Source organism: Pseudomonas cichorii (assembly GCF_003700275.1).
In the GTDB taxonomy this organism is placed as follows: domain Bacteria; phylum Pseudomonadota; class Gammaproteobacteria; order Pseudomonadales; family Pseudomonadaceae; genus Aquipseudomonas; species Aquipseudomonas cichorii_B.
In genome coordinates this window covers 47529-73983 of record NZ_RBRE01000008.1, presented here as the reverse complement: position 1 = coordinate 73983, position 26455 = coordinate 47529, and the positions used below count along the sequence as shown (strand labels likewise).

26 protein-coding genes are annotated in these 26455 nt (G+C 60.0%); 13 read left to right on the top strand and 13 right to left on the bottom strand.

Annotated elements, in window-relative coordinates; all coding sequences use genetic code 11:
- Positions 1-51: 51 nt before the first annotated feature.
- The 8 genes from ALQ04_RS02055 to cpaB are packed head-to-tail and all read right to left on the bottom strand — an operon-like array spanning position 52 to position 7551.
- On the bottom strand, positions 52-324 hold the full coding sequence (locus ALQ04_RS02055; RefSeq protein WP_122314170.1) for a DUF3613 domain-containing protein: 273 nt from the start codon (positions 322-324) through the stop codon (positions 52-54).
- A complete protein-coding gene (locus tag ALQ04_RS02050; RefSeq protein ID WP_259644874.1) occupies positions 321-1058 on the bottom strand; it encodes a hypothetical protein in 738 nt (245 codons plus the stop codon). The genes ALQ04_RS02055 and ALQ04_RS02050 overlap by 4 nt, the downstream gene beginning before the upstream one ends.
- Before the next feature lie 28 nt (positions 1059-1086).
- On the bottom strand, positions 1087-1974 hold the full coding sequence (locus ALQ04_RS02045; protein ID WP_122314168.1) for a type II secretion system F family protein: 888 nt from the start codon (positions 1972-1974) through the stop codon (positions 1087-1089).
- A gap of 1 nt (position 1975) precedes the next feature.
- Positions 1976-2860: a type II secretion system F family protein gene (locus ALQ04_RS02040; protein ID WP_122314166.1), complete on the bottom strand. Its 885-nt coding sequence runs from the start codon at positions 2858-2860 to the stop codon at positions 1976-1978.
- A gap of 21 nt (positions 2861-2881) precedes the next feature.
- A complete protein-coding gene (locus ALQ04_RS02035; protein ID WP_122314164.1) occupies positions 2882-4138 on the bottom strand; it encodes a CpaF family protein in 1257 nt (418 codons plus the stop codon).
- On the bottom strand, positions 4138-5331 hold the full coding sequence (locus ALQ04_RS02030; protein ID WP_122314162.1) for a pilus assembly protein: 1194 nt from the start codon (positions 5329-5331) through the stop codon (positions 4138-4140). The genes ALQ04_RS02035 and ALQ04_RS02030 overlap by 1 nt, the downstream gene beginning before the upstream one ends.
- Complete coding sequence (locus tag ALQ04_RS02025) at positions 5328-6578, bottom strand: type II and III secretion system protein family protein (RefSeq protein ID WP_122314160.1); 1251 nt, start codon at positions 6576-6578, stop codon at positions 5328-5330. Before ALQ04_RS02025 ends, ALQ04_RS02030 begins: the two co-directional genes overlap by 4 nt.
- A 19-nt stretch (positions 6579-6597) precedes the next feature.
- The gene (cpaB, locus tag ALQ04_RS02020) at positions 6598-7551 is read right to left on the bottom strand and encodes a Flp pilus assembly protein CpaB (protein ID WP_122314158.1); all 954 of its coding nucleotides are present in this window, start codon (positions 7549-7551) and stop codon (positions 6598-6600) included.
- A gap of 305 nt (positions 7552-7856) precedes the next feature.
- On the opposite strand from cpaB, the gene ALQ04_RS02015 reads away from it, so the two are divergent.
- The 4 genes from ALQ04_RS02015 to ALQ04_RS02000 all read left to right on the top strand — a co-directional run bounded on the left by ALQ04_RS02015 (position 7857) and on the right by ALQ04_RS02000 (position 10345).
- Positions 7857-8063 (top strand): Flp family type IVb pilin, encoded by a 207-nt coding sequence (locus tag ALQ04_RS02015; RefSeq protein WP_122314156.1) that lies wholly within the window; start codon positions 7857-7859, stop codon positions 8061-8063.
- Positions 8064-8126: 63 nt separating this feature from the next.
- On the top strand, positions 8127-8534 hold the full coding sequence (locus tag ALQ04_RS02010) for a response regulator (RefSeq protein ID WP_025262128.1): 408 nt from the start codon (positions 8127-8129) through the stop codon (positions 8532-8534).
- Between the two features lie 98 nt (positions 8535-8632).
- Complete coding sequence (locus tag ALQ04_RS02005) at positions 8633-8926, top strand: hypothetical protein (protein ID WP_122314154.1); 294 nt, start codon at positions 8633-8635, stop codon at positions 8924-8926.
- 78 nt (positions 8927-9004) lie between these two features.
- Entirely contained in the window at positions 9005-10345 is a 1341-nt protein-coding gene (locus ALQ04_RS02000) for an MATE family efflux transporter (RefSeq protein ID WP_122314153.1), read from the top strand.
- Here ALQ04_RS02000 and ALQ04_RS01995 read toward each other — a convergent pair.
- The 5 genes from ALQ04_RS01995 to ALQ04_RS01975 all read right to left on the bottom strand — a co-directional run bounded on the left by ALQ04_RS01995 (position 10339) and on the right by ALQ04_RS01975 (position 16104).
- Complete coding sequence (locus ALQ04_RS01995; protein WP_122314152.1) at positions 10339-11754, bottom strand: type VI secretion system Vgr family protein; 1416 nt, start codon at positions 11752-11754, stop codon at positions 10339-10341. The genes ALQ04_RS02000 and ALQ04_RS01995 overlap by 7 nt on opposite strands.
- A 175-nt stretch (positions 11755-11929) precedes the next feature.
- Positions 11930-13843: an arginine decarboxylase gene (speA, locus tag ALQ04_RS01990; RefSeq protein WP_122314151.1), complete on the bottom strand. Its 1914-nt coding sequence runs from the start codon at positions 13841-13843 to the stop codon at positions 11930-11932.
- An 88-nt stretch (positions 13844-13931) separates the two neighbouring features.
- Entirely contained in the window at positions 13932-14303 is a 372-nt protein-coding gene (locus ALQ04_RS01985) for a translation initiation factor Sui1 (protein ID WP_122314149.1), read from the bottom strand.
- A gap of 176 nt (positions 14304-14479) precedes the next feature.
- A complete protein-coding gene (locus tag ALQ04_RS01980) occupies positions 14480-15025 on the bottom strand; it encodes an NUDIX hydrolase (protein WP_122314148.1) in 546 nt (181 codons plus the stop codon).
- The gene (locus tag ALQ04_RS01975; protein ID WP_122314146.1) at positions 15025-16104 is read right to left on the bottom strand and encodes a DUF2333 family protein; all 1080 of its coding nucleotides are present in this window, start codon (positions 16102-16104) and stop codon (positions 15025-15027) included. The genes ALQ04_RS01980 and ALQ04_RS01975 overlap by 1 nt, the downstream gene beginning before the upstream one ends.
- Positions 16105-16404: 300 nt before the next feature.
- On the opposite strand from ALQ04_RS01975, the gene ALQ04_RS01970 reads away from it, so the two are divergent.
- The 9 genes from ALQ04_RS01970 (at position 16405) to fis (ending at position 26428) form a co-directional block, all read left to right on the top strand.
- Complete coding sequence (locus ALQ04_RS01970) at positions 16405-18060, top strand: PleD family two-component system response regulator (protein ID WP_122314144.1); 1656 nt, start codon at positions 16405-16407, stop codon at positions 18058-18060.
- Between the two features lie 100 nt (positions 18061-18160).
- On the top strand, positions 18161-19942 hold the full coding sequence (locus ALQ04_RS01965; protein ID WP_122314142.1) for a protein-disulfide reductase DsbD: 1782 nt from the start codon (positions 18161-18163) through the stop codon (positions 19940-19942).
- A 128-nt stretch (positions 19943-20070) separates the two neighbouring features.
- Complete coding sequence (gene aroQ / locus ALQ04_RS01960; protein ID WP_122314140.1) at positions 20071-20523, top strand: type II 3-dehydroquinate dehydratase; 453 nt, start codon at positions 20071-20073, stop codon at positions 20521-20523.
- An 81-nt stretch (positions 20524-20604) separates the two neighbouring features.
- Positions 20605-21060 carry an acetyl-CoA carboxylase biotin carboxyl carrier protein gene (accB, locus tag ALQ04_RS01955; protein WP_122314138.1) on the top strand — a complete coding sequence of 152 codons (456 nt, stop codon included), beginning with the start codon at positions 20605-20607 and terminating at the stop codon, positions 21058-21060.
- Positions 21061-21077: 17 nt separating this feature from the next.
- Complete coding sequence (gene accC, locus ALQ04_RS01950; protein WP_122314136.1) at positions 21078-22421, top strand: acetyl-CoA carboxylase biotin carboxylase subunit; 1344 nt, start codon at positions 21078-21080, stop codon at positions 22419-22421.
- 125 nt (positions 22422-22546) lie between these two features.
- A complete protein-coding gene (gene prmA, locus ALQ04_RS01945; RefSeq protein ID WP_122314134.1) occupies positions 22547-23425 on the top strand; it encodes a 50S ribosomal protein L11 methyltransferase in 879 nt (292 codons plus the stop codon).
- A 24-nt stretch (positions 23426-23449) separates the two neighbouring features.
- Positions 23450-24781, top strand: coding sequence for a DUF3426 domain-containing protein (locus ALQ04_RS01940; RefSeq protein WP_122314132.1), 1332 nt, complete (start codon positions 23450-23452; stop codon positions 24779-24781).
- Between the two features lie 316 nt (positions 24782-25097).
- On the top strand, positions 25098-26111 hold the full coding sequence (gene dusB / locus ALQ04_RS01935) for a tRNA dihydrouridine synthase DusB (RefSeq protein WP_122314130.1): 1014 nt from the start codon (positions 25098-25100) through the stop codon (positions 26109-26111).
- On the top strand, positions 26108-26428 hold the full coding sequence (fis, locus tag ALQ04_RS01930; RefSeq protein ID WP_002555375.1) for a DNA-binding transcriptional regulator Fis: 321 nt from the start codon (positions 26108-26110) through the stop codon (positions 26426-26428). Before dusB ends, fis begins: the two co-directional genes overlap by 4 nt.
- Positions 26429-26455: the final 27 nt, after the last annotated feature.

The following is a 26455-nucleotide window of genomic DNA, read 5'->3' as shown; positions in this document are numbered from 1 at the left end:
GTCATTAGACCAGCTCAGATCGCGAATAAATTCGCCCCTACGCGGCGCGTGTCATTTCCCGCCCGAAGAAATACTTCCCTCACTCTTCTGCTCAAAGAAATCCGGAATCTCGTGGCTATAGGTCTTGAGCCAGCGCTGCAGGCTCTGGTCGTGCTCGGTCGGCGTGACGGTTTGCGGGGTGGGCGACGCTGCATCGCCGCGGGCCTGCAATTGCAGCCAGGCCTCGGTCTGTTTCTGCGCCGCCGATGAAGGGCCGTCCTCGATGGCCCATGCGTCCCCGCACAGACCGAACACCAGAATGCCGCTGAAGATTATGCGCTTCATGGGTGTGCCTCCTCTGATTGCCGGCTGGCCGGATCACGCATGGCTGCTACCTGATCATTCGGGATCGAACGCTGAGTGAGCGGAGTTTTCAGTTTTTCCGCACGGGCCTGTGCATCACTGACCTGCCGCGCCGTAAGACCGGCCCTGGAGGCCAGCTCAGCGGCCTGGGTCCAGTTGTCCTGATAGATCAGCAGCGTGACCAGATTGGCCGCCGCCAGCGTGTCGGACTGCCTGAGTTCGATGGCGGTCAGGAACTGAAAGCGGGCTTGCTCCAGCTTCAGTTGATTGAGATAGACCACGCCCAGATCATTACGAATCTTTTCATCGGTAGGCGCCAGCTTGCTGGCCCGCAGCAAATGCTGCTGGGCCTGGACATTGTCACCCCGCGACGCCGCCAGTTGACCCAGGCCGTGTTCACCCTGCGCTGCCCGGCAAGTGCCCAACAGGCTGCGATACAACGGCTCGGCCTCGCGACTGCCCAGCAAACGCAAGACCCGCGCCTTGCGCAGCCGCACTTCATCAAGGCTTTCGGGCAGGCCTTCCAGGTTGGCCAGACTGGCATGCAGGCGACCTTCATCGGCCATGTTCTGGGCCAGGTTCAGGGAAAATTCCTGGTCGGAGGTCAGCTTGGGGCACGGGCCCGTCCCTGCCGAGGCCTGCATCCAGGGCGCGCCGCCGTGACTGGTGCAGCCGCCCAGCAGCAAAAGCCCCATGAAGGTCATCATTGCTTTCATTGAACCGTTTCCTTCATCCATGCACATTTCATCGGCCACCCAAGGCGTGACCGATGGCAGTAAAACCTGGCCCGGCCAGCACGATCAGCAGCGCCGGAAACAAAAACACCATCATCACCACTGACATCTTGGCCGACAGCTTCGAGATATATTCCTGCAGGCGGGTCAGACGGCGGTCGTCGAGCAATTGCTTGAGGGCCAGCAAGGACCTCAAGGCACCGCCGCCCTGGTGGATCAACTGATTGAGAATCACACAGGTATCGCTGAACTCGTCCACGGCCAGCAGGGTTGCGGACTTTCTCAGTTCTTCTCCCAGTTCCAGCCCGGAATCGACCCGGATCAGAATCACGCGGATTTCCTCGGACAGCACCGGCAGCAACTCCTTGCCCTCGTTGCTGAGCACTCGCAACGCCTGCTCGACAGCCATGCCGGACTCGAAAAGAATCCGCAGCAGCGGAATGAAGGTCGAAATCTCCACCACCACCTGTTTCTGGCGATATTTGGCAAAGGCGGCCAGGGCCCTCTTGGGAATCAGATAACCCACGCCGAGCGCAAAGATCGGCGCGATAAAAGGCTGCTGGAGATCAGTGAAAAACAACACCTGGACCAGCACCACCACGCTAAACAGCCCGATCGGGACGCCAATCTGGCACGCCGCATACAGCGAGCGCTTACTGGCGCGGCGCCAGCCGATACGGTTGAGCAGTATCTGGGTTTCGGTATCCAGGCTGATCGAGCGCTGCCCAAGGCGCGTATCGCCCAGCAGCCGCAGCCAGCTGCCGATGCGGCTCTCACGGATCATCTGCCCCTTGAGACGCAAGGCGACCTGACGCTCGTTACGGCGCTGACGGGCCAGGTTGGACAGCAACAGGAAGGCGGCTGCGGCAAACAACATTGCACTCATCAACAACACCATCTCAAACACTCCGCAGCATGCGCCATAGCGTCAGACACCCCGTGACCTGAAAGGCGAACGCCACGATCAACATGCGTTGCCCGCCACTGTCGTTCCACATGTGCATCAGGTAGTTGGGGTTGGTCACCATGAAATAACCGACCATCGCGATGGGCAGCAGCGCCAGCACGATGGCGGTCATGCGCGTCTCACCGGTCATGGCGCGTAACTGACGGCTGGCCTGTTCACGCTCGCGAATCAGTTTGATCAGGTTTTCCATCAGCTCGCTGGCATTGCCGCCATAGCGATGATTGACCCGCAGGCCGAGGGCAAACAGGTGAAACTCGTCACGCTCATACAATTCGGCGAAATCCCGTGCGGCATCCGGCAGGCTGACACCCAGTTGCACGTTGCGCTCGATACGCATCATGCCGTCCCTGAGCGGCTGGTCGGCGGCCTCGATCCCGTGCAGTACCGCATCGGCCAGGGTCCGGCCCGACTTGAGACTGCGCACAGTGTGATCGAGCATCTGCGGCAGTTGCTCGATCATGCGCCGCACCCGCTTGCGATAACGCCAGGACACGTACATGCGCAGCATCAGCGGCGCAGCCACTATTCCGACGCCAAAGCCGAGCCAGTCGCCGATGAGATAGCCCGTCAGCATCGATAACGTCCACAGCGTGAGTGCCAAACCAATGCGCTCGGTTGGCTTGCCCAGACCTGCGCGCAGAAAAGCCCGGTCCAGCCATTCCATGCCCGGCTTTTCTTCGACAGGCAGCACTTGCCCTATCTGCAGACGCTGCATGACACGCTCACTGGCACCACGGTTCAGCGCCAGATAGAACATGTACACCGCAGCGCCCAGCAGCAGTACAAAAATGACAGCCAGTATCCAGGACGCTTTCATGCGGCAGTCTCCATGCTCGCCTCAGTAGGCAGGCCGCAATTTGTCGCCCGCCGCGTGAACGGCCTCACGATGAAAGCCGATGCCGGTACGCCGATCCAGACGGAACAGGGTGTTGGTGACATAGATGTCGTCGCGAATGCCTACGACTTCCACCACTTCGCTGACGCAACGACGCCCATCGGGCAAGCGCGCCAGCTGAATGATGACGTCCAGTGCCGCGCAGATCATTTGCCGCAGGGTTTTTTCCGGAATCTGCCGCCCGGTCAGGCCGACCAGGGTTTCCAGGCGCAACAGAGCATCCTGGGCATTGTTGGCGTGAACCGTGCTCATGGAGCCATCGTGGCCGGTGTTCATGGCGGTCAATACGTCCAGTACTTCGACACCGCGAATCTCGCCGAGAATGATGCGGTCCGGACGCATCCGCAGCGAGTTGCGGATCAGGTCGCTGGCGCGCACTTCGCCATGTCCTTCGGAGTTCGGCGGCCGGGTTTCCAGGCGTACCACATGCGGGTGGATCAGTTGCAGTTCGGCGACGTCCTCGATGGTCACCAGCCGCTGGTGGGTGTCGATCAACTGGCTGAGTACGTTGAGCATGGTGGTTTTACCGGTACCGGTACCGCCACTGACCAACACGTTGCAACGCTTGCCCACCGCCTCCTGAAAGAAGTCGAAGATCGGCTGGTCGATGGTCTGCATCGCCACCAGGTCGGCGCTCTTGAGCATGTCCTTGCGAAACTTCCGGATCGACAGGCACGGCCCGTCCAGCGCAATCGGCGGGATGATCGCATTGACCCGGCTGCCGTCGGGCAGGCGCGCATCGACCATCGGCGAGGACTCGTCCAGGCGTCGGCCAAGGGGCGCCAGAATGCGCTGCATGACGCGCTCGACGTGGTGCGAATCGATAAAGCGCAGATCGGTGTGGTGCAAAACGCCGTCGCGCTCGACAAACACCTTGCTCGGTCCGTTGACCAGAATTTCCGTCACCGTACTGTCGCGCAACAACACTTCCAGCGGACCGAAACCGGTCAGCTCATCAACCAGTTCCTCGGCCAGACGCTCCATCTCGTAACGGGAAATGGCCAGCCGCAGGCGGGCGACATATTCAGCCACCTTGTCGATCACGAACTGCGACAACACCGGGCGCGAGCCTTCGAGCAGGTTTTTGCCGCTCTCCTCGATGCCATCGATGATATAGCGATGCAGCACCAGCTTCAGACCCTGGCCGTCATCGGTACTGCCCTGCGCGCGCGAAGCGACGCCAAACAGTTTTTCCGCCATTATTTATTCCCCCACAGCCGAGCGAAGAAGCCTCCTTCACTGGGTTTCTCATAAGCGTCGGAGTGGCGCACCAGATGCTCGCCCAGGCGACGCAACCCGGAACACAACGCCTCGCGTGGCGCCAGATCGAACAGCGACACGCCCTGATTCTTGGCGTTGAGCCGCAATTCCGGACTGAACGGCAAGACCGCCAGCACCGGCAACCCGAAAGTCTTGGCCATGGTTTCCGAATTGGGCGCCACCGGACGCAGATAACGGTCGATCAACAAGCCCGCGTGTTGCATTTTCATGCCCTTTTCCCGCCACAGATTGAGTACCGCCAGGTTGCGGCGACACTCCAGCACGCTCTGGTCGGAGTACCACAGCAACTGGTCGCAGTGGGTAACGAAGGTACGCAGGGTTTCGCTGTCCGGCTGGCCAACCAGATTGACGATCACGTGCTGGAAATGTTGGCGCAGAGCGCTGAGCAGCATGTACAACTCCGCGGCGCTGGACTGTTCGAGATGGTCGTCGGCCTCGGTGTAGGCCAGGATCCGCAAGCCGCTGTCCGACGTGGTAAACGCACTGTCGATCAGGGTCGCATCCAGCCTGCGCAAATGGCGCAGCGCATCGCCAAAACTGAACGACGACTCAAGACCGAGCATCGACAGGCTGTCGCCACGCGGCAAGCCCAGATCCAGCAGCAAGGCACGTTGCCCGGCCTTCTGTACCACCATCGCCAGGTGAGTGGCGATCAACGCCCCGTCGCCATCGCACTGAGCGCCGTACAGCACTGACAGACCGCTCATGTTGGGGTTGGGCGTCACGGCGGGCAAACGCTTGCTCAAGCGCCGCACCAGACCGGCGACTTCACTGGAGCGCGAGCCGTAGGCCACGAAATCCCTGGCCCCGGCGCGCATGGCATTGAGCACCAACTGGTTATCCATCCCGTCGCCCAGCGCAACGATCGCCAGCATCGGCTTGGCTTCCAGCGCGCCTTCGATCAGCGCGCTCTGGTTCATCAGGTGCTCACGGTCCAGGCCGACGAACACCACGCTGGCAAAGGTCACGTCCACCAGTGCCAGCAAGTCGTCCAGACTGCCGCTGCCGGCGCTGACTACTTGCCCCAGCGACCCCAGCGCGCCCTGCAGCCATTCAAGGTCCGTCGTGTTGCGAGTGATCGCCAGAAATGTCTGGCTCAGGCTCTGGCTCATTGAGATAACCCGCTTCGACGCTCGAAGTCGCCGTTCTCAAGAAAGTACATGCGGAAGAAATTCGGATCGTAGTTACGCAGACCTTCACCCGGCAGCGTAGGCAACTGCGCATTGGCTGCCAGCGGCTGAACCAGATGCGGGGTGACGATCATCAGTAACTCGCGCTCTTCACGCTGGATCTGCGAGTTGCGAAACAGCGCCCCCAGAATCGGGATATCGCCCAGGCCGGGAAACTTGTCTACCGAAGCAATATTGCTGGAACTGATCAGCCCGCTGACCACAAAACTTTCGCCATCGGCCAGAGAGATGCTGGTGTCGGTGCGCCGCACATTGAGCGCCGGAACCGTGGTTCCGGCAATGGTGATACCGGCGGAGAAGTCCAGTTCACTGACCTCGGGCGCAACCTTGAGCAGAATGCGGTCGCGCCCGACCACGGTGGGCGTGAGGGTCAGGCGCACACCGTACTCCTTGTACTCGATGGAAATGCCATTGCCATCCCCGCTGGGCACCGGCACCGGAAACTCGCCACCGGCCAGAAAGCTCGCGCTTTGCCCGTTCAGCGACACCAGGCTGGGACGCGCCAGGGTGTAGGCAAAACCGCTGCCTTCCATGGCATTGATCATGCCCAGCACTTTGCTGCTGCCACCGCCCCAGACAATATTGAAATTGTTGTTGTTCAAGCCGATGGCAGGCCGCGTAGAGCCGACAGTACCGGGCGAAACCGTGACATCGGTGACCGTGCCCGGCGAGCCGAACAGGAAGTTGTTGGAGCCGGTACCGAAGATCGAGGTACTGGCTTCCTTGAGCTTGGTGCGGCTGACTTCGATAAAGCGAATATCGGTCTGTACCTGACTGGGCAACTGCATATCGGCAGACGGCACCGGCAAGACATTCACCAGTGAAGCCGTGGCCCGGCCGCGCACGAACACCATGCTCTGGCGCGGCGAGGTCGAACAGGATGTCCAGACCATCAGGCTGGTGGCGCCGGGAGCAATGCCGGTCAGCAGAAAGCCCTGATTGCCGCTGACCAGCACATCGGCAATTTTCGGATCGCCCACCGCAATCCGGGTAATCGCCACCGGTGAGCGAACATCCTGTTGCACGCCTTCATTGACTTCCAGCACCGCTGGCATGGCCGCCAGATCGGCACAACGGCTGGAAGCAGCCCAGCTTGAGTTGATGCACAGTCCCGCAAGCAGCAAAAACAGCGCATGACGTTTTAAGACCGGTCCGAAACAACGGCTCATCCAATGCTTCCTTGCTCAATCAGGGAGTTTTTTGCGAAACCTGGTTGCCACGTATCACCTCGACCCCGTGAGGGCCGCGAGCCACACCGGCGGGGTTGGGGGGCGGGCCACTCAGGCTCAACTCGGTGAACTTGACCAGGTTGCGCCGCGCAGAATCCAGGCGCACGGCCACATCGGCACGGTCTGAATCCGCAGCCCAGTAATCCTGCAGGTTGCCTTCATCGGCACTGCGCACGGCCAGCCGCAGCACACCGGACTGGGTGGCGAGCAGCAAGCGCACCTGCAAGGCTTCGGGCACCGCAACAATTACCGTGCGGGCATTGATCCGGTGCTGTTCCTGCTTGAGGCGCTCTTCGGCGCTGATGTTCTGTGCGGGCTGGCCATCGCGGGTCGGGCCGAGCAGTTCGCCGACGCTGAGGATCCGCAAGGCAGGCACCACTAGCTGGCTGGAGCGAACGGGGTTGGCAGTATCCTCAGGCAGATAAAGCAGCACATCGACGTAATCTCCCGGGCTGAGCTGCCCGGCAGCGCCAATCACTTCGTCGACGGCCAGGGCCAGTGCCCGCTCGCCGGGACGAATCATCCGTGCCAGCGTGCCACCGGCCTCGAAGCTGCTTTCACTCAGCCAGGTGCCCGCCGTCAGAGTGCGCCAGGTACTGCGATTCAACACATCTTCAATCTTGCTGAAGCTCCCGGCCGGCGCAACCTTGAGGCGCTCGATCTCAAGGTCTTCAGCCGTGAGAGGGGTATAGGCAGGAACATCGCGCGCCAGCACCACGACACTCTGGCGCAACACTTCCTCAACAGGCGGAGCGGGTGGTGCGACTTCCACAGGTGGCGGCGCAGCAACGACGGGAGCTTCGACAACGGGCGGTGCCGCTGGCTCCTTGCTGACCACTATTCCCAGATACCCGGCCAATAAAGCACCGAGCAAAAACACGATAGCGAGCACCATGGTGATACGACTGCTCATGGCAACGCTTCCTTTGTCATCGCATGACTACCTCAATCCAACGCATCAACTTCGCAATAGGCAATGAAGCACAATATCCATGTCGCTATATGAAGGTAGTCCAGACCCTCCAAAACGCCATCAAGCCGTGGCAAATATCCTTGTCCGGATGCCTGATCCGGCGCACAGACGCTGCGGCTATAACTTTGTGATTAATGCTTTATTACGGTTGTCGGTTCGCGGCTTGAGAGCAATGCTGTAACTGCAAGAGGATGTACGAAAACTGCTGGTATTACCCGCGCCATGATGGTGCAAGGAGAATCGAGATGTTCCTTACCAACCTGTATGTACGCGCCTATACGCAAATTCTGGCATTCCTCAAGAACCGGGAAGCCGCCTCAGCCATCGAATATGTGCTCCTGGCCGCCATGGTGGCCGTGGCCATTGTCGCCTTCGTTCCCGCCATCAGTGCCCAGGTCAAGGTCATTTTCAACCAAGTTCTGGTCGCGCTAGGCGGAACAGCGGTCTCTTGAAGATAGATGGGTAAAGTGTTGTAAGATCCCAGGCCGTTACCAACGTTTTTTATAGGTATCACTATGGCCGTCCACCCCACACGCCAACAGCTGCTTCTGGTTGATGACGAAGAGGACGCCAATGAAGAGTTGGCAGAACTGCTCGAAGGCGAGGGGTTCTGCTGCTTCACTGCGTCCTCCGTCAAGATGGCCTTGCAGCAACTGACCCGTCACCCGGACATCGCTCTGGTCATCACCGACCTGCGCATGCCGGAGGAAAGCGGCATTCAATTGATAAAACGCCTGCGTGAACATACTTCACGACAGCACCTGCCAGTGATCGTCACCTCGGGCCATGCCGACATGGAGGATGTCAGCGACCTGCTGCGCCTGCAGGTACTGGATCTGTTCCGCAAGCCGATCTATCACGTGCGCCTGCTGGAAACCCTCAACAACCTGTTCCCCGAACCGAAAATCTTTCAGGTGCAATGACACGCCAGACCAAATAGCGATCATGTCCCACGGAACTAGCCATACTGCCCGATAGCCAAAGCGAGCAGTTCCCTAATAACCGTGATCAGGATGCACCTATGAAGGTAGAAAGTTTTTTTGAATGGCTGGGGCAGGCAATCGGGTCGGTCATCCGTTTCTTCGTCGATACCCTGGCCTGGCTGTTCAACGGTTTTACCCATGCTGGCGGCAATTTCGTCGAGGGTCTGTCGCGCACGCTGGGCATGGATACTTCATTGGTCAGCATCATTGCGCTGGTCATCGGTCTGATGTTTCTGTATTCGGCCATCCGCGCCTTCATGCGCGCGTCCATCATCCTGGGCATCATCTGGCTGGCGCTGGGGCTATGGCTGCTGAGCTGGATCATTCATTGATGGCAATATCCCCAACTTGAACCTGCTGCCTGGCTGACCGGCATTACGGCTACAATGCGCGCCTTGCCGGGAGTCCTCATGTCCACGTTGTCCAGCGATTGGCGTCATCGTCCCACCCACAAGCGGGTCTGGGGCCTGGCGCTGCCGATGATCCTGTCGAATATTTCCGTCCCGCTGGTCGCGCTGGTCGATACAGCGGTGATTGGTCATTTGCCACATGCCCATCAACTGGGCGCAGTAGCCGTGGGTGCCACGCTCTACACTTTCCTGGCCTGGGCCATGGGTTTTCTGCGCATGGGCACCACCGGCTTTGCTGCCCAGGCGGCCGGCCGTGGCGACGGCGCAGCCTTGCGCCAGATTCTGCTGCAAGGCCTGCTGCTGGCCATGGGGCTGGCATTGCTGCTGGGGGTGATCGCCCTGCCCTTCAGTCATCTGGCCCTGGGGTTGATGCAACCCTCCGCCGACCTGCAACAGATGACCCTGGAGTTCTTCCACGCCCGGCTTTTCGGCCTGCCCGCCGCGCTGGCCAGTTATGCACTGGTCGGCTGGTTTCTCGGCACTCAAAACGCCAGGGTGCCACTGGCGATTCTGCTGATCACCAATGTGCTGAACATCATTTTCAACCTGTGGTTCGTGCTGGGTCTGGACTGGGGCGTGGTCGGCTCGGCACGGGCATCGGTGCTTGCCGAATGGATCGGCGCCTTGAGCGGTCTGCTCATGGCACGCAAGGCCTTGCGTGCATGGCCCGGAAAGATTTTCTGGGCAGCCCTGAAGCTGTGGAGCAACTGGCGTCCCTTGCTGGCGGTCAACCGCGACATATTCATTCGCACTCTGGCACTGCAATCGATCATGTTTCTGATCACGGTGCAGGGTGCGCGCCTGGGCGATGCAACCGTCGCCGCCAACGCTCTGCTGCTCAATGGCCTGCTGCTGACTTCCCATGCCCTGGACGGGCTGGCCCATGCCGTGGAAGCCTTGTGCGGTCATGCCATCGGCGCCCGTGACCGCACCACGCTACGCCGCTCGCTGGTAGTGGCTGGCGGCTGGTCGCTGATTGCCAGTGCAGCCTTTGCCCTGCTGTTCCTGCTGGGTGGACATCTGTTTGTACAGATGCAGACCGATATCCCCGAAGTACGGGCAACCGCCCTCGTCTACCTGCCTTATCTGGCCGCGATGCCCTTGCTCGCGGTCTGGAGCTACCTGCTGGACGGCCTGTTCATCGGCGCCACCCGCGCCCGGGAAATGCGCAATGCGATGCTGATCAGTGTGGCCCTCATCGCGCCTGTCGCCTTGCTCGCTGTCGATCAGGGCAATCACGGGCTGTGGCTGACGTTCCTGGCCTTTACCCTGTTGCGCGGCCTGAGCCTTGGAACGATTGCCTGGCGCCTGACCCGCAAGGACGGCTGGTTTGCCTACTGATCGTTCTCGACCATCTTGCTGACAAAGGTAATCCGCGGACTGGTCAGGGTCAGGCCGCTGGCATCCAGCCGAACCTGACTGGAACCGATGCTCAACGACAACTCGCTGCCCTCTTCAAAGGACACCATCGGCCCGTTATCCAGCCGCAAGCGGCGCTTGTCGCCCATGATCATCTGCCAGTCCAGTTGCGCCCGAACGCTGTCGGCAGGCACGTCGCCTCTCTGCGCCAAGCCGGCGGACTGGCTGGAAAATGGCTCGCGGGCGCGAGAGTACAGGCAGGCCGTTATCACTGGCCGCTCCATATCGTCATCGAAGACACTTACCAGCACCTCCATGCCTCCCCTGAACGCCAGCTCAAGACCGGGCATCACGGGCAGCCAGCAATCGTTGTAACGCGCGCCCCGTCCTTGCAGCCCCCACTCGAACTGCACCTTGAGACGACCAACCGAGTCACGACTGACCTCCTGGCCCGGCGGACCGATGATCCAGGCGCGTTGCAACTGCGGCAGTTTCGGGCCTGGCTGCGGCTCTGGCGCGCTGAAACCCACTTCCCAGGGCACGGCGTTGAACCGGTTGGAATAGCGTTCGCCAGGGCCATCGTCAGGCAAGGATTCAAGGCAGCGATGCTCAACCCCGGTGACCAGCCACATATGATTCCACTCAAGCTCGGGATGGCCGGTCAGCGGCAATAGATGCCCGGACAGCACATACGGCAGGCTGCTTTCGCCCTCGGCCCGCTGATGCGAGCGAGACCCCGGCGAGTCCTGGCCGTTGGCACTGACGGCAAAACGGGTGACACCGGACTCCCGGGACAACTGCCGCCAGGGCGCAGCGGGCGTACAACCAAAGCCACGCAGGCTATCGCCGAACACCACTTCATGGCGGCGACGGGAATGCGCAAAGTGATAGTGGATACCTTCTTCGGCACACAGGCGCTGCACCAGTTGCAGGTCGGATTCCTGATATTGCGCGCAATATTCGCGCTCGCGGCACGTTTTTTTCAGCTCGAAACGATAGCTGCCCTTGCGCAGCCCATGCTCCTCCAGCACCCGGGCGATAATCTGCGGAGCACTCATGTGCTGAAAGATCCGCTGATTGTAACGCTGCCCAAGACAGGCCAGCCGCGGCCCGATCTTCAACCGGTAGCAGGCAGGCCCGGGACGATAATGACTGCGCATCGCGCCATGGATCTGCCCGTGAAAACCATGAACACCGCCTTGAAAGCTGAGGAAGACCGGCTTGTACATCAGGCTTGCCAGGTCCACATCGGCGTCTTCGTTGATCACTTCCAGTTCAAAGACAAAAGGCTGACTGATTGCTTCGTGCCCCTGTAGCCAGAGGACACTGAAGCGATGACGCAGACGGGCGATCTCCAGACAAAAAAGCGGCGTGCTGGCGGGATCGGGCATTGGGATGTTCTCTACAGGGGAATCCGGTCGGCGATTCTGGCCGAGAAGCGGAGTCGAGTAGAGAGCAAAAGGCAGAACAGGAAGCAGCCTACAGGCGAAGTGGTTTTAGCCTACATGCCAATCGTGGATGAATCCGCTCCCATCCGGCAGGAGCGAATTCATGCGCGAAAGCAGATCAGGACGACAGGTAAGAAGACCGGGTCAAGCCAAGACGCAACGCATCCAGATACTGGGTGCGTTCACGCGGGCTGATCCTGGCGCTGGCAACCTTGTCCCGGTAATGGGTCATCAGTTCTTCCGGCGACAAGTGCACGTAGCGCAGCATGTCTTCGATGGTGTCATGGGTTTCGATACCGGCGTGGTACACGCTGCCATCCTGATTCTGGTAGATGTTCACCGAGTCGGTGTCACCGAACAGGTTGTGCATGTCACCGAGGATTTCCTGATAGGCGCCCACCAGGAAAATCCCCAGCAGGTAGTCTTCACCTTCGTTCAGGGCATGCACCGGCATGCTGGTTTCGATACTTTGCTCATCGACGTACTGATTGATCTTGCCATCGGAGTCGCAGGTCAGGTCCTGCAACACCGCACGGCGTACAGGCTCTTCGTCCAGGCGATGCAACGGAATGATCGGCAGTACCTGGCCGATGGCCCAGGTGTCGGGCAGGCTCTGGAATACCGAGAAATTGCAGATGTACTTGTCGGCCAGCTTGTCGTTGAGTTCGTCCAGCACCTGACGGTGGGAGCGCTGACGGGCCTTCAACGAGTTGTGCAGGCGGCGGCAGACTGCGAAATAGCACTGCTCGCCCAGCGCCTTCTGCGCCAGGCTGATTTTGCCGTCGGCATACTGGGTGGCGATATCGCTCATATAGTGCGTGGCGCGCCAGTAAGTCTCGGTCACCATCTCGATGTCGGTCGGACCGAGCAGGTCAATCAGCCACTGCACGGTTTCCGGCAGGCTGTCCTTGTCCTCGATCAGCGGGACTTCATCGTTGTGCCGCTCGACGTCGGTCACCTGGACCACCAGCACGGCGTGGTGAGCGGTCAGCGAGCGGCCGCTTTCGGAAAAGATATGCGGATGCGGCAGGCCCTGCGCGTCGCAGAACTCCTTGAGCATGCCGACCACGACACCGGCGTAATCGTCCATGTCGTAGTTGATCGAGCTGGCATTGCGCGAGTGCGTGCCGTCATAGTCGACACCCAAACCGCCTCCGACGTCGATGTGATCGACCGGCAGGCCCAGATTGCGCAATTCGCCGTAATAACGAATCGCTTCCTTGAAACCGTGCTGATAATCGGCAAGGTTGGCGATCTGCGAACCCATGTGGAAGTGCAGCAGACGAATGCCCTGATCCAGACCGGCCTTGCGGAAACGCTCGACCACCGACAGCAATTGCGCAGCCGACAGACCGAACTTGGATTTCTCGCCACCGGTATCGGCCCACTTGCTGGACGCCAGCGAAGACAGACGCACACGCAGACCCACTTGCGGCGCGACCTTGAGTTCGGCGGCCTCTTCGATCACCAGTTCGACTTCGGATTCTTTTTCGATGACGATGAAGACGTTGTGGCCCAGTTTCTGGCCCATCAGCGCCAGACGTATGAACTCGCGGTCCTTGTAGCCGTTACAGACGATGGTGCCGCCCTTGGGCGCCAGCGCCAGTACCGCCATCAGCTCGGGTTTGGAACCGGCTTCCAGGCCAATCGAAACGTTCTGGGTGGCGATGATGTTTTCCACCACCGCTTCCTGCTGGTTGACCTTGATCGGATACAGCGCCGTGTACTGGCTCTGGTATTCGAGGCGGGCAATGTTGCTGTCGAAGGCACCGGTCAACTGACGGACACGGTCCTGCAGGATATCGGGGAAACGCACCAGCAATGGCAGGGACAAACCGCTCTTGCGCAGATTGTCGACCTGCTCGTAGAGGTCGATGGGCGAACTGCCCGGTCCATTGGGACGAACTTCAACGCGACCGGATTCATTGATCGCAAAATAACCGGCCCCCCAATGGCGAATCCCGTAAACACTGCGGCTGTCCGCAACGGTCCATTGGCTGCCATCGTCTTTGCGTGTGCGTCGTACGGACATCGAAGTCCCCTATATATATGTCATGTAGCGTCGGCCCGATTACAGGCCTGCGCAGTGTAGAGAGTGGAAATGACGGTTTGGTTCTCGCTCAGCCGCCGGACTTTTTGGCCTTGAAGCCTTTCTTGACCAGCTCTGCCAGCAACAGCTCGACGTGATCGCCCTGAATCTCGATCACTCCGTCCTTGAGGGCTCCGCCTGTGCCGCAGCGCTGTTTGAGCGCCTTGGCCAGATCCTTGAGCCCTTCCTCGGCCAGCGGCACGCCCGTGATGGTGGTCACGGTCTTGCCTCCACGGCCTTTGCTCTCGCGCCGGACCCGCGCAATACCATCACCCTCGGGGATGACGCTTTGCTTGCAGGTACAGGCATCAACGGGCTGACGACAGTCGGGACAATGACGCCCTGCGTCGGTTGAAAACACCAGGCCACCCAGGGCGGCGAAGGATGCGGCTTTTTTAGCCACGGGAAATCCTCTTGTTGAGGACTGAAGACGGGCCGGGCTCAGCATTGAGCCTTCGACCGCGAAGCCCCACTCTGGCAGGGGCAGCGCTACTGGAGCGGCAGGGCCGGTCCAGCTTGAAAAAGGTCGCGCAGTGTAACGACAAAAAGCATGCTTGCTAAGAGCCTGAATGCGCCAATTTACTGAACATTTGCGACCTGTTGCAGATAGCGTTTCAACGCCGCCAGAGAGTCCGGGCAATAAGGCTTTTCAGCGGTTTCGGCAAGCACCTGTGCGACCGGGATAAAGCGCGCCTGCAACACCTCTTCCGGTTGCAGAGTCAGAGGCCCGTCCCAGACCGCGGAAAACACCGCGCACCAGAGTCGGTTGTCCGGCTGGTCGAAGAAAAACTGCTCATGAACCTGCAGCGGCACGCCACTGACACCCAGTTCTTCCTCCAGCTCACGGGCCGCCGACAGCGCATAGCTTTCGCCTGCCTGAACCATGCCGCCAGCCGCAACATCCCAGAAACCGGGATAAATGGCTTTGCTCAGGGTTCGTTGATGGACACACAGCTCACCTGCCGAGTTGAACAGCAGAATATAAGTGCCACGCCCGATCAGACCGCGCTCGCGCAACTCGGCCCGGCCCAGAGAACCCAGCACTTGATCCTGCTCGTCGACCCAGGCGATCTGTTCGGCGTCCGAGGCGGCGCGATGCGCGGCCTCGTGCGAAGAAAAGCTCATCAGCCCTGGGACAGCAACTGGCGAAGGTCGATCACCGCCGCGTTGGCCCGCGAGATGTAGTTGGCCATGACCAGCGAGTGGTTGGCCAATACGCCAAACGCGCTGCCGTTGAGGACCATAGGGCTCCACAGCGGCTCCTGGGAAGCTTCCAGCTCACGAATGATCTGGCGCACGCTGACGGTAGCGTTCTTCTTGGCCAGCACATCCGCAAAGTCTACCTCGATGGCTCGCAGCAAGTGCGACAGAGCCCAGGCCTGACCACGCGCTTCATAGAACACGTTATCGATCTGCAGCCACGGGGTTTCGACGATTTCTTCATCGACCTGCGGCACTTCACCCGGCTTGACCGAGGCAATGGCTTCGGTTTTCAGAGTGCTGTTGAGCTTGACCCGACCGACACTGGCCGACAGACGTTGCGACAGGGAACCCAGACGGGTGCCGACATCGCCCAGCCAGTTGTTCAGGTTATCGGCACGCGCATAGAACAGCGCGCCCTTCTGGTTCGGATCGGACAGGCGCGCCTGATAACGGCTCAGGGCATTGATGCCATCGGTGTACTGCGACTCACTCGACGGCAACACCCAACTGCGGTTATCGAAGTTGAACAGCGGCTCGGCACGGGCCAGATCGCCGTCTTCAGCCGATTGCGACTGGGAACGGGCAAAGTCCTTGCGCAAGGCACGGCTCAGATCGCGGACCTGCACCAACACGCCGTACTCCCAACTTGGCACGTTATCCAGCCAGATGCCTGGCGGGAAACGGTCGTTGGACAGATAGCCACCGCGCTTGGTGAGCAATGTCTGGGTTACGGTCTTGAGGGTTTCGACGGTGGTATAGCCAATCACCATCGGCTTGCCTTCACGTTCGGCAGCCGCCTGCGCATTCTGCTGCACGGGAAACAGTGCAGGCTCCTTGCTCCAGTACCAACCCACCAGCAGGGTGATCAGAAGATAGATCAGGATCAGCGAGCCCAGGGCCCGGCTGTAGAACAGGTTACCCAGGTAACCACGTCTCTTGACCGACGCAGTGTCAGCGGTACGCTCACCCGCGCTGCCTGCGCGGTTCTTCCAATCCAGCATGGTATGGGTCCTTTCGGTCAGGTTCAGTGGTTCGACCGCAACCTTACAGCAAGGTGCCTTTTGCTGACATGCGCGGTACAGGTTTTGTTGCCATTGCGGCAGGCCGCTTTCTCGACCAGGAAGCGAATGGCAGAGAAATAACACCTATCACGCAACCTTTGAGCACAAAAATGACTCTGAGCGCAGCTACAGACTCTTTTGTTGACGAATAAGTGACTTACGGCACTCTTCTCAACAATCGGAGGTGCTAGCATAGCGCCAGCAGTGGTACTCCTAAGCGAACCCCACAGTAGTCAGGATATGACCGAGTCAGAAGACCCTAACCGCGATCGTCTCAAGCATCATTTTGCCCAAAGGGTCACTCATCAAGCTCGCCAGATTCTTGAGACCTGGCAGCGCCTGCAGAAATCCGAATGGTCGCTCGCCGATATGGCCGAGCTGAAGGACTCGACACTGCGCCTGCTGCGTTTCGCCGAACGTTTCGAGCAGGCTGAACACCTGCAACTGGCTCAGGCCATCGGGCAGGCGCTGGAAACGGTCGAAGCCAATCGTGGCCGCCTCAATAGCAGCCTGATCACCGAACTCAACCGCTTGATGCAGCGCCTTTCGCGCACCGGCCTGCGGCACGGCGACAAACTGGAACAAACCTCGCTGCCACCGCTGCGCAAACCGGTCTATGTGGCCCTGCAGGATCGCGAGCGGGCCGAGCGCCTGGCCAAACAGCTGGAGTTTTTCGGTCTGTCCGCGCTGTCACTGGACAACGTTGCCCAGTTTCAGTCGGCAATGCTGGAGCGACATCCGTCCGTCATTATCATGGATGTCGATTTCAGTGGTCCCGGCGAGGGTTTGAAACTCGCCACCCAGGTACAGGAAGGACTGGAACAGAAACTGCCGTTGCTGTTCTTCAGTCATCATGAAACCGATACCCCGACACGGCTGGCGGCAGTGCGCGCCGGCGGCGAAGAATTCCTGACCGGCACGCTTGAGGCATCGAGCCTGCTGGAGAAAATCGAAGTCCTGACCTGCGTTGCCCAGTACGAACCTTACAAGGTGCTGGTCATCGACGACTCCCGCGCCCAGGCCACCCACACCGAACGCCTGCTCAATGCTGCCGGGATCGTCACCCGCACACTGCTCGACCCGATCCAGGCCATGGCCGAACTGGCGGAATTCCAGCCTGACCTGATCATTCTCGACATGTACATGCCAGGCTGCACCGGCACCGAACTGGCCAAGGTCATTCGCCACAATGACCGCTATGTCAGCGTGCCGATCATTTACCTGTCCGCCGAAGATGACCAGGACAAGCAGCTCGACGCCATGAGCGAAGGCGGCGATGACTTCCTGACCAAGCCGATCAAGCCTCGCCATCTGATCACCACTGTGCGCAACCGTGCGGCCCGGGCGCGCAGCCTGAAGGCGCGGATGGTTCGTGACAGCCTGACCGGCCTGTACAACCACACGCATATTCTCCAGTTGCTGGAAGATTGCAGCTTTCGCGCCCGCCGCGAGAACAAGCCGCTGTGTTTTGCCATGCTCGATATCGACCATTTCAAGAAGGTCAACGACAGCCACGGCCACCCCATGGGCGACCGCGTCATCAAGAGCCTGGCGCTGTTTCTCAAGCAGCGCCTGCGTAAAACCGACTTCATTGGCCGTTACGGCGGCGAAGAATTCGCCATCGTGATGCCAGACACCGACATTCACAGCGCCCATCAGGTACTCGAAGAGATTCGTTATCGCTTTGCGGAAATTCATTATCCCGCCCAGCCCACGGACCTGTTCTGTACCTTCAGTGCCGGCCTGGTCGCACTGGGGGTGAATGACGACAGCCTGACCCTGGCTTCCCAGGCCGACAATGCGCTGTATCGCGCCAAGCATGCCGGGCGCAATCAGGTGCACTCGGCAGTGGTCGAAGCGCCTTATCACGTGATGTTGCCCGAGCCCCAGGCTTAGCCGATCAGGGCGATCACGAAACTCGTCCTTACAAACCTGATCCCTGCATGCCGTGAAACACTCCGCTATCATGCGCTGACTTTCGAGAATCGAGCCTGCCATGCGCCGCTTTTTATGCCTGATGCTGTTGATCCTGGCCCTGCCTGCTTCCGCGACCAGCCTGCTGGACAGTCGCCCCGCGCCGACCCTGGGCGGCTCGACACTGGATAACAGCAAGGAATTCCTGCCTGTGCGCCAGGCATTCAAATTGAGCCTGATCGAAACCACCGCGCAATCGATCAAGCTGCGCTTCGTCGCCACCGACGGTTATTACCTGTATCGCCATCGTTTCCAGTTCCGTACCGAACCCGCTGACATCGGCCTGGGCGCCGCGCAACTGCCGGCCGGTGAAAAGAAGCACGATGAGTATTTTGGCGACGTCGAGGTCTATCACGGCATTCTCGATATCGACCTGCCGCGCAAGCCCGGCGAAGAGCGGCCGTTTATTCTCAACGTGAGCTATCAGGGCTGCGCCGACAAGGGCTTGTGCTACCCGCCGGAAACCGAACAACTGATCATTGGCGATATGCCCGCCAAGTCCGTCGGCACGGCTTCGGCAGCAGGCCAGCAGGCCTGGGACTGGAAGGAACTGGCGCTGTTTTTCCTCGCCGGTATCGGCCTGACGTTCACTCCGTGCGTACTGCCGATGCTGCCGATCCTGTCCGGCGTGGTATTGCGCGGTCAGGTTGGCGGCCTGCGCGGTCTGAGCCTGTCACTGGCCTACGTACTGCCGATGGCGATCTGCTTCGCCATACTCGGCGCCTTGATGGGCATGTTCGGCGCAGGCCTGAACCTGCAGGCACGCCTGCAATCGGCCTGGGTGCTGGTGCCATTCTCGCTGTTCTTCGTCCTGTTTGCCGTGGCGATGTTCGGAGTTATAGAACTGCGCCTGCCGCAGGCCATCAGCAACCGGCTGGATCGCATCGCAGGCAAGACCGAAGGCGGCTCGCTGTGGGGCGCTGCGGTGCTGGGTGTGGTTTCCAGCCTGCTGGTATCCCCTTGCGTCTCGGCTCCGCTGGCCGGTGCGTTGCTTTATATAAGCGCCAGCGGAGATGCACTCGGCGGCGGCCTGAAACTGTTCGCTTTGGGCCTGGGCATGGGCGCGCCGCTGTTGCTGGTCGCCACCGGTGGCGCAGCATGGCTGCCGAAAAGCGGTCCATGGCTGGTTAGCGTGAAAAACGCGATTGGCGTGTTGCTGCTGGGCCTGGCGATTGGCTTGCTCAGCCGCGTATTGCCAGGGGAAATCACCCTGTTGCTGGTCGGCATTCTGTGTGCCGGAGTCGCCTTGTTCCTCGGAACCCTGGAGTTCACGGAAAAAACCGCCCGGCAAAAACTCGCACAACTGCTCGGCCTGCTGTTGTTGGTCTACGCTCTGGCATGTTGGTACGGCGCATTGAACGGCCAGACCGACCCGACTCGCCCGCTGGGCCGTCCACAGGCAACCTTGAACAGCGGCGCGGCAGTAGCGGCAACTTCCCAATGGCAGACCATCCGTACGTCTGCCGAACTGGACCGGGCCTTGAGCGAAGCCAGAAATGCCGGCAAACCCTTGCTGCTCGACTGGTATGCCGACTGGTGCATCAGTTGCAAGGTAATCGAACATGAAGTCCTGCCCGATCCGGGCGTCGTCGAGAAACTGGCGGGCTACAGCCTGATCCGTTTCGACATGACCGACAGCAATGCAGAGCAACGCGCCCTGCTTGATCGCTACAAGCTGTTCGGACCACCCGCCTTGTTATTTTTCAGTAAAAGCGGCGAAGAACTGGAAAAGGTCCGGATCGTTGGTGAAATCGACGTTCCGGGCTTCATCGAGCGCATAAATAGAGCAAATGACCAAAATTAGCTGCTGAGTCATAAACTTTACGCAAACATCGCTCATTGTGTCGGCTACTGTAGTTAACTGGACAGTACATCCCCCTTGCGGCATAGTCGCCGGGCGTGAACGCTCGCAAACACAAAAAGGAATCAATAATGGCGACTTTCCTGGTCCTGCACGGCCCCAACCTGAATCTGCTCGGCACCCGGGAGCCGGGGATATATGGCGCAGTCACCCTGGCGCAGATCAACCAGGACCTGGAACGGCGGGCTCGCGATGCCGGTCACCATCTGATGTACCTGCAAAGCAACGCCGAGTACGAATTGATCGACCGGATCCATGCCGCACGCGATGAAGGCGTGGATTTCATCCTGATCAATCCGGGCGCTTTTACACATACAAGTGTGGCAATACGTGACGCGCTGCTGGGAGTGAGCATCCCATTCATCGAAGTGCATTTATCGAACGTGCACAAACGCGAACCTTTCCGCCATCACTCCTACTTTTCAGATGTTGCTGTAGGAGTGATCTGCGGCCTTGGCGCCAGCGGTTACCGACTGGCCCTGGAGGCCGCCCTGGAACAATTGGCCGTTAGCTCCAAGTCATGAACGGACCAGCCTGACGCTGGACCGCACGGCTTGAACCGGCCGCCGAAATGCCCTGACAGACCCCTTGGGAGTTGATGATTAATGGATATTCGCAAAGTCAAGAAACTGATCGAACTGCTGGAAGAATCCGGTATCGACGAGTTGGAGATCCGTGAAGGCGAAGAATCCGTACGGATCAGCCGTCACAGCAAGACTCCGGCACAACCGTACTACGCACCTGCTCCTGTAGCCGCTCCGGTTGCAGCACCTGCCGCTGCACCGGTTACCGCTGCTGCCGAAGCGCCTTCGGCTCCGAAGCTGAACGGCCACGTGGTCAAGTCGCCAATGGTCGGTACTTTCTACCGCACCCCGGCGCCTACCTCGCCTGCATTCGTGGAAGTCGGCCAGACCGTCAAGAAAGGCGACACCATCTGCATCGTCGAAGCGATGAAAATGATGAACCACATCCAGGCAGAAGCCAGCGGCGTCATCGAATCCATCCTGGTAGAAAACGGTCAGCCGGTTGAATTTGACCAGCCGCTGTTCACTATCGTTTGAACCGGGGAGAGCCTGCGATGTTGGAAAAAGTTCTGATCGCCAACCGCGGCGAAATTGCCTTGCGCATCCTGCGCGCCTGTAAGGAACAGGGCATCAAGACCGTCGCTGTACATTCCACGGCAGACCGCGAGTTGATGCACCTTGGCCTGGCAGACGAAACCGTCTGCATCGGTCCGGCGCCAGCCAACCTGTCCTACCTGAATATCCCGGCAATCATCTCGGCTGCCGAACTGACCGGCGCCACGGCGATTCACCCTGGCTATGGCTTTCTTGCCGAAAACGCGGATTTCGCCGAACAGGTAGAAAAATCGGGTTTTGCCTTCATCGGCCCCAAAGCCGAAACCATTCGCCTGATGGGTGACAAGGTTTCCGCCAAGGACGCCATGAAGCGCGCCAATGTGCCTACGGTTCCAGGTTCCGACGGCCCGCTGCCGGAAGACGAAGAAACCGCACTGCGCATCGGTCGTGAAGTCGGCTACCCGGTGATCATCAAGGCCGCCGGTGGCGGTGGTGGTCGCGGCATGCGTGTGGTTCACCGCGAGGAAGAACTGATCGCAGCTGCCAGCCAGACCCGCGCCGAAGCGGCTGCCTGGTTCAGCAACCCGATGGTTTACCTGGAAAAGTACCTGACCAACCCACGTCACGTGGAAGTCCAGGTCATTTCCGACGGCCAGGGCAATGCGATCCACCTGGGCGACCGCGATTGCTCGCTGCAACGTCGTCACCAGAAAGTTCTGGAAGAAGCTCCGGCACCGTTCATCGACGAAGATGCACGCGCTGACGTACTGAAAAGCTGCGTTCAGGCCTGTATCGACATCGGCTACCGTGGCGCTGGCACTTTCGAGTTCCTGTACGAGAACGGCCGCTTCTACTTCATCGAAATGAACACTCGTGTTCAGGTAGAGCACCCGGTTTCGGAAATGGTCACCGGTATCGACATCGTCAAGGAGATGCTGAGCATCGCCGCCGGCAACAAACTGTCGTACACCCAGGATGACGTAGTCATCAACGGGCATGCGCTGGAATGCCGGATCAACGCTGAAGATCCGAAAACCTTCATTCCGAGCCCAGGTCTGGTCAAGCACTTCCACGCCCCGGGCGGTAACGGCGTGCGGGTCGACTCGCATCTGTACAGCGGCTACAAGGTTCCGTCGAACTACGACTCGCTGATCGGCAAGCTGATCACCTGGGGCGCAACCCGCGACGAAGCCATGGCACGCATGCGCAATGCCCTGGATGAAATCGTGGTCGACGGGATCAAGACCAATATCCCGCTGCACCGTGATCTGACCCGTGATGAAGGCTTCTGCGAAGGCGGAGTCAACATCCACTATCTGGAACACAAACTGGCCAATCAATAAGTCAGCGTGTTTCAGATCAACAAAGCCGCAGCGATGCGGCTTTGTTGTTTGCGCCGCATAGAAGTAAACTTGCCCGCTTCTCGCGGCAACGCCGTACACAAATTTTGACTCGAAGGTAATCCGCCATGCCTTGGCTGCAAGTCCGCCTCGCCATCAGCCCAGAACAAGCCGAAACCTACGAGGACGCGCTGCTTGAAGTCGGCGCCGTATCCGTGACCTTCATGGATGCCGAAGACCAGCCGATTTTCGAGCCAGAGCTCAATACCACGCCACTGTGGGCGCACACCCACCTGCTGGCCCTGTTCGAGGCCGATACCGATGCCGATCTGGCCCTGGCGCATCTGCGCCTGCTGACCGACGCCGAGCTGCCCGAGCACACCGCCGAAGTCATCGAAGATCAGGACTGGGAGCGCAGCTGGATGGATAACTTCCAGCCGATGCGTTTCGGCCAGCGCCTGTGGATCGTTCCAAGCTGGCATGCCGCACCCGAGCCGGACGCCGTCAACCTGCTGCTCGATCCGGGCCTGGCATTCGGCACCGGCACGCACCCCACCACGGCCCTGTGCCTGGAGTGGCTGGACGGCCAGGACCTGAAAGGCTGCAACGTGCTGGATTTCGGCTGTGGTTCGGGCATCCTGGCAATCGCCGCCCTGTTACTGGGCGCCGAGCAGGCGGTCGGCACCGATATCGACGTCCAGGCCCTCGAAGCCTCGCGTGACAACGCCGGACGCAACAACATTGCCGCTGAGCGTTTCCCGCTGTATCTGCCCGAAGAGCTGCCGCAACAACCCGCCGATGTGCTGGTCGCCAATATCCTGGCCGGCCCGCTGGTATCGCTGGCACCGCAACTGGCAACACTGGTCAAGACCGGTGGTCGCCTGGCGCTGTCCGGAATCCTTGCAGAACAGGGCCCGGAAGTAGCTGCAGCCTATGCTGCTACATTCGATCTGGACCCAATCGCCAACCGTGATGGCTGGGTACGCATCACAGGTCGTCGCCGTTAACCGCCGCCTCAACCGGACCGCAGCATGACCGACAGCTTCGTCACCCAGTGCCCGCACTGCCAAACCAGTTTCAGAGTCAGCCACGCCCAGTTGAGCGTGGCCCGCGGCGTGGTGCGCTGCGGAGCCTGTCTGCAGGTCTTCAATGCCGCCAGACAACTGCTGGAGCAGCGCCCGGTCGACGAACCCGAGGTCACGCAAGCGCCTGCCGAGGAAGTCATCGCCGCCGAGGTTATCGAGCAAACGCCTCCGGCGCTCCTCGACAGACCGGAGCCCGAGCTACAGAAAGCCGTCGCGGAAGATGACGATCCCTGGAAAGTCAGCGAATTCGACCTGGATAACCTGGACCTCGACGAAGAGCTGGCCCGGCTTGAGCAGCGGGAAATCCAGCTGCCCGACACGTTCGGCAAGCCCAACACCCGGCCCAACGACGCGGCCCTGACCGCCAAGCGTGACAACACCGAAACCGAAGAGAGCACCTGGGTCGGCAGCCTGCGCAACGATGACGTCAGCCATCTGCCGGAAATACAGGCCGAAGTGGTCACCGCCAACGAGCCGCCAGCCGAACCGGAACACGAACCCGAGCCTGAAGCCGAGCAGCCTTCCGGCCGTGAGCGGACCGAGCCGTCATTGTCGCTGGACAATGTCGATCTGGACGATGAGCAGCCAGCCCTGACTGCACGCAAGGCTCCCGCCACCGAAAGCAGCGAGCGCTGGTCGGCACGCGATGATGACGACGAAGATCACAGCGATGACCCCGAGCCAGTGATCGATTCGCGCGGCAAACGCCCGCGAAACGAACCGGCCATGCGCGACCAGGCCCTTCTGGACCTTACCGATGACCCGCTGCAACTGGACTGGCAACGCCCGAAGCCGCGCTGGGGGCGTCGTCTGGCCTGGGGCTTTTTGATCATGCTGGCATTGGCCGGTCTGGCGAGCCAGTACATCTGGTATCACTTCGACCATCTGGCCCGCCAGGATCAGTATCGCCCCTGGTTCCAGCAGATATGCCCGCAGATTGGCTGCAAGGTGCCGTCGAAAGTCGACATCAACCTGCTCAAGAGCAGCAATCTGGTGGTGCGCAGTCACCCCGAGTTCCAGGGCGCACTGGTAGTGGACGCAATCATCTATAACCGCGCATCCTTCTCCCAGCCCTTTCCGCTGCTGGAGCTGCGATTTGCCGATACCAGCGGTCAGCTCATTGCCAGTCGTCGGTTCAAGCCCGGCGAATACCTGAGCGGCGAAATGGCCGGCAAGGAAGAGATGCCACCCCAGACACCGATCCATATTGCACTGGATATCCTCGATCCTGGCGCCAAAGCCGTGAATTACAGCCTGAACTTCCGCTCACCGGAATGAGCCCCGGCCTCACCTCTCCCGCCGACACTACTGGCGCCTGAAGGCGCGTCGGCGCAGGCCACATAGCATAAATGACGCCCTTTTCATGACCGTTCGCTCCAGAAGCGAACCGTTAGCGATAAGAAAATAACTGTTCAGATTTTATCCAATTCAGCCTTTATCCAGTCATCGAGAGCGGGTATCATGCCAACCCTTTTTCAAACTCTCGGTTCAGTCTGACGGTTGCCAGGGCAACTGGAGACGGGGCTGTAGCAGACCGTGTGGAACGGTTTTTTACACGGCCTGCGGATGATTCGGCCCCACGATAGGTAAAGCTATGTCGGCGGTACGCATCGGTCCATATACGCTACAGAATGGCTTGATTCTCGCCCCGATGGCGGGTGTCACCGACCAGCCTTTCCGTCAACTGTGCAGAGAACTCGGCGCAGGCCTGGTGGTATCGGAAATGGTCACCAGTGACATGAGCCTGTGGAACAGTCGCAAATCGCGTCTGCGCATGATCCATGAAGGTGATCCCGAGCCCCGCTCGGTACAGATCGCCGGCGGCGATCCGCAGATGCTCGCGCAGGCCGCGCGAGCCAATGTCGAACTCGGTGCCCAGATCATCGATATCAACATGGGCTGCCCGGCCAAGAAGGTCTGCAACAAGGCTGCAGGCTCGGCGCTTCTGAAAGATGAAAAGCTGGTGAGTGAGATTCTGCAGGCGGTAGTGGCTGCAGTCGATGTACCGGTGACCCTGAAGATCCGCACCGGCTGGGACCGCGAGAACCGGAACGGCCTGACGGTCGCCAGAATCGCCGAACAGGCAGGAATTCAGGCGCTGGCGGTGCATGGCCGGACCCGCGCAGACCTTTACACCGGCGAAGCCGAGTACGACACCATTGCTGAAATCAAGCAGGCGATGTCGATTCCGGTATTCGCCAATGGCGACATCGATTCACCCGAAAAGGCCCGGTATGTGCTGCAGGCCACCGGAGCGGACGGTTTACTGATTGGCAGGGCCGCCCAGGGGCGTCCGTGGATTTTTCGTGAGATAGATCACTACCTGCGTACCGGCGAGAAACTGCCGGCGCTGCAGTTGGGTGAAGTGGAACGTATTCTGCTTGAACATCTGGCAGCCCTGCACGCCTTCTATGGAGACGTGATGGGAGTGCGTATTGCACGCAAACATGTCGGTTGGTATCTCGCAACCTTGCCGGGCGCCAGGGAGTTTCGCGCCCACTTCAATCGTTTGGAAGATACGGAAGCACAGTGCGCCAACGTCCGGGAGTTCTTGAGCCAAGGCTGCAAGGGCCCGGATAACGAGAAAAAAGAAGAGGTGGCCGCATGACGATGATGACCGAGACTTTAGTGAGTGGAACAACACCCGTGAGCGACAACGTCAATTTGAAACAGCACCTCAACACGCCGAGCGAAGAGGGCCAGACCCTGCGCGGTAGTGTCGAGAAAGCGCTGCACAATTATTTCGCCCACCTCGAAGGCGCCTCCGTCACTGACGTGTACAACCTGGTGTTATCGGAAGTCGAGGCTCCGCTTCTCGAAAGCGTGATGAACTACGTCAAGGGCAACCAGACGAAGGCTTCCGAACTGCTGGGGCTCAATCGCGGCACGCTGCGCAAGAAACTCAAGCAGTACGACCTGCTTTAAGCATTCAATACAGAAAAGGCGACCTAC

What these genes read in the sequence shown, in the direction of transcription:
- ALQ04_RS02040 (WP_122314166.1), bottom strand. Translation starts at nt 2,860, where the DNA reads ATGAAAGCGTCCTGGATACTGGCTGTCATTTTTGTACTGCTGCTGGGC.
- ALQ04_RS01970 (WP_122314144.1), top strand. Translation starts at nt 16,405, where the DNA reads ATGACCGAGTCAGAAGACCCTAACCGCGATCGTCTCAAGCATCATTTT.
- ALQ04_RS02050 (WP_259644874.1), bottom strand. Translation starts at nt 1,058, where the DNA reads ATGAAAGCAATGATGACCTTCATGGGGCTTTTGCTGCTGGGCGGCTGC.
- ALQ04_RS01995 (WP_122314152.1), bottom strand. Translation starts at nt 11,754, where the DNA reads ATGCCCGATCCCGCCAGCACGCCGCTTTTTTGTCTGGAGATCGCCCGT.
- dusB (WP_122314130.1), top strand. Translation starts at nt 25,098, where the DNA reads ATGTCGGCGGTACGCATCGGTCCATATACGCTACAGAATGGCTTGATT.
- ALQ04_RS02005 (WP_122314154.1), top strand. Translation starts at nt 8,633, where the DNA reads ATGAAGGTAGAAAGTTTTTTTGAATGGCTGGGGCAGGCAATCGGGTCG.
- ALQ04_RS02010 (WP_025262128.1), top strand. Translation starts at nt 8,127, where the DNA reads ATGGCCGTCCACCCCACACGCCAACAGCTGCTTCTGGTTGATGACGAA.
- cpaB (WP_122314158.1), bottom strand. Translation starts at nt 7,551, where the DNA reads ATGAGCAGTCGTATCACCATGGTGCTCGCTATCGTGTTTTTGCTCGGT.
- ALQ04_RS02000 (WP_122314153.1), top strand. Translation starts at nt 9,005, where the DNA reads ATGTCCACGTTGTCCAGCGATTGGCGTCATCGTCCCACCCACAAGCGG.
- aroQ (WP_122314140.1), top strand. Translation starts at nt 20,071, where the DNA reads ATGGCGACTTTCCTGGTCCTGCACGGCCCCAACCTGAATCTGCTCGGC.
- accB (WP_122314138.1), top strand. Translation starts at nt 20,605, where the DNA reads ATGGATATTCGCAAAGTCAAGAAACTGATCGAACTGCTGGAAGAATCC.
- ALQ04_RS01965 (WP_122314142.1), top strand. Translation starts at nt 18,161, where the DNA reads ATGCGCCGCTTTTTATGCCTGATGCTGTTGATCCTGGCCCTGCCTGCT.
- ALQ04_RS01980 (WP_122314148.1), bottom strand. Translation starts at nt 15,025, where the DNA reads ATGAGCTTTTCTTCGCACGAGGCCGCGCATCGCGCCGCCTCGGACGCC.
- ALQ04_RS02030 (WP_122314162.1), bottom strand. Translation starts at nt 5,331, where the DNA reads ATGAGCCAGAGCCTGAGCCAGACATTTCTGGCGATCACTCGCAACACG.
- speA (WP_122314151.1), bottom strand. Translation starts at nt 13,843, where the DNA reads ATGTCCGTACGACGCACACGCAAAGACGATGGCAGCCAATGGACCGTT.
- ALQ04_RS02055 (WP_122314170.1), bottom strand. Translation starts at nt 324, where the DNA reads ATGAAGCGCATAATCTTCAGCGGCATTCTGGTGTTCGGTCTGTGCGGG.
- accC (WP_122314136.1), top strand. Translation starts at nt 21,078, where the DNA reads ATGTTGGAAAAAGTTCTGATCGCCAACCGCGGCGAAATTGCCTTGCGC.
- ALQ04_RS02025 (WP_122314160.1), bottom strand. Translation starts at nt 6,578, where the DNA reads ATGAGCCGTTGTTTCGGACCGGTCTTAAAACGTCATGCGCTGTTTTTG.
- ALQ04_RS02045 (WP_122314168.1), bottom strand. Translation starts at nt 1,974, where the DNA reads ATGGTGTTGTTGATGAGTGCAATGTTGTTTGCCGCAGCCGCCTTCCTG.
- ALQ04_RS01975 (WP_122314146.1), bottom strand. Translation starts at nt 16,104, where the DNA reads ATGCTGGATTGGAAGAACCGCGCAGGCAGCGCGGGTGAGCGTACCGCT.
- fis (WP_002555375.1), top strand. Translation starts at nt 26,108, where the DNA reads ATGACGATGATGACCGAGACTTTAGTGAGTGGAACAACACCCGTGAGC.
- ALQ04_RS01940 (WP_122314132.1), top strand. Translation starts at nt 23,450, where the DNA reads ATGACCGACAGCTTCGTCACCCAGTGCCCGCACTGCCAAACCAGTTTC.
- ALQ04_RS02035 (WP_122314164.1), bottom strand. Translation starts at nt 4,138, where the DNA reads ATGGCGGAAAAACTGTTTGGCGTCGCTTCGCGCGCGCAGGGCAGTACC.
- ALQ04_RS02015 (WP_122314156.1), top strand. Translation starts at nt 7,857, where the DNA reads ATGTTCCTTACCAACCTGTATGTACGCGCCTATACGCAAATTCTGGCA.
- prmA (WP_122314134.1), top strand. Translation starts at nt 22,547, where the DNA reads ATGCCTTGGCTGCAAGTCCGCCTCGCCATCAGCCCAGAACAAGCCGAA.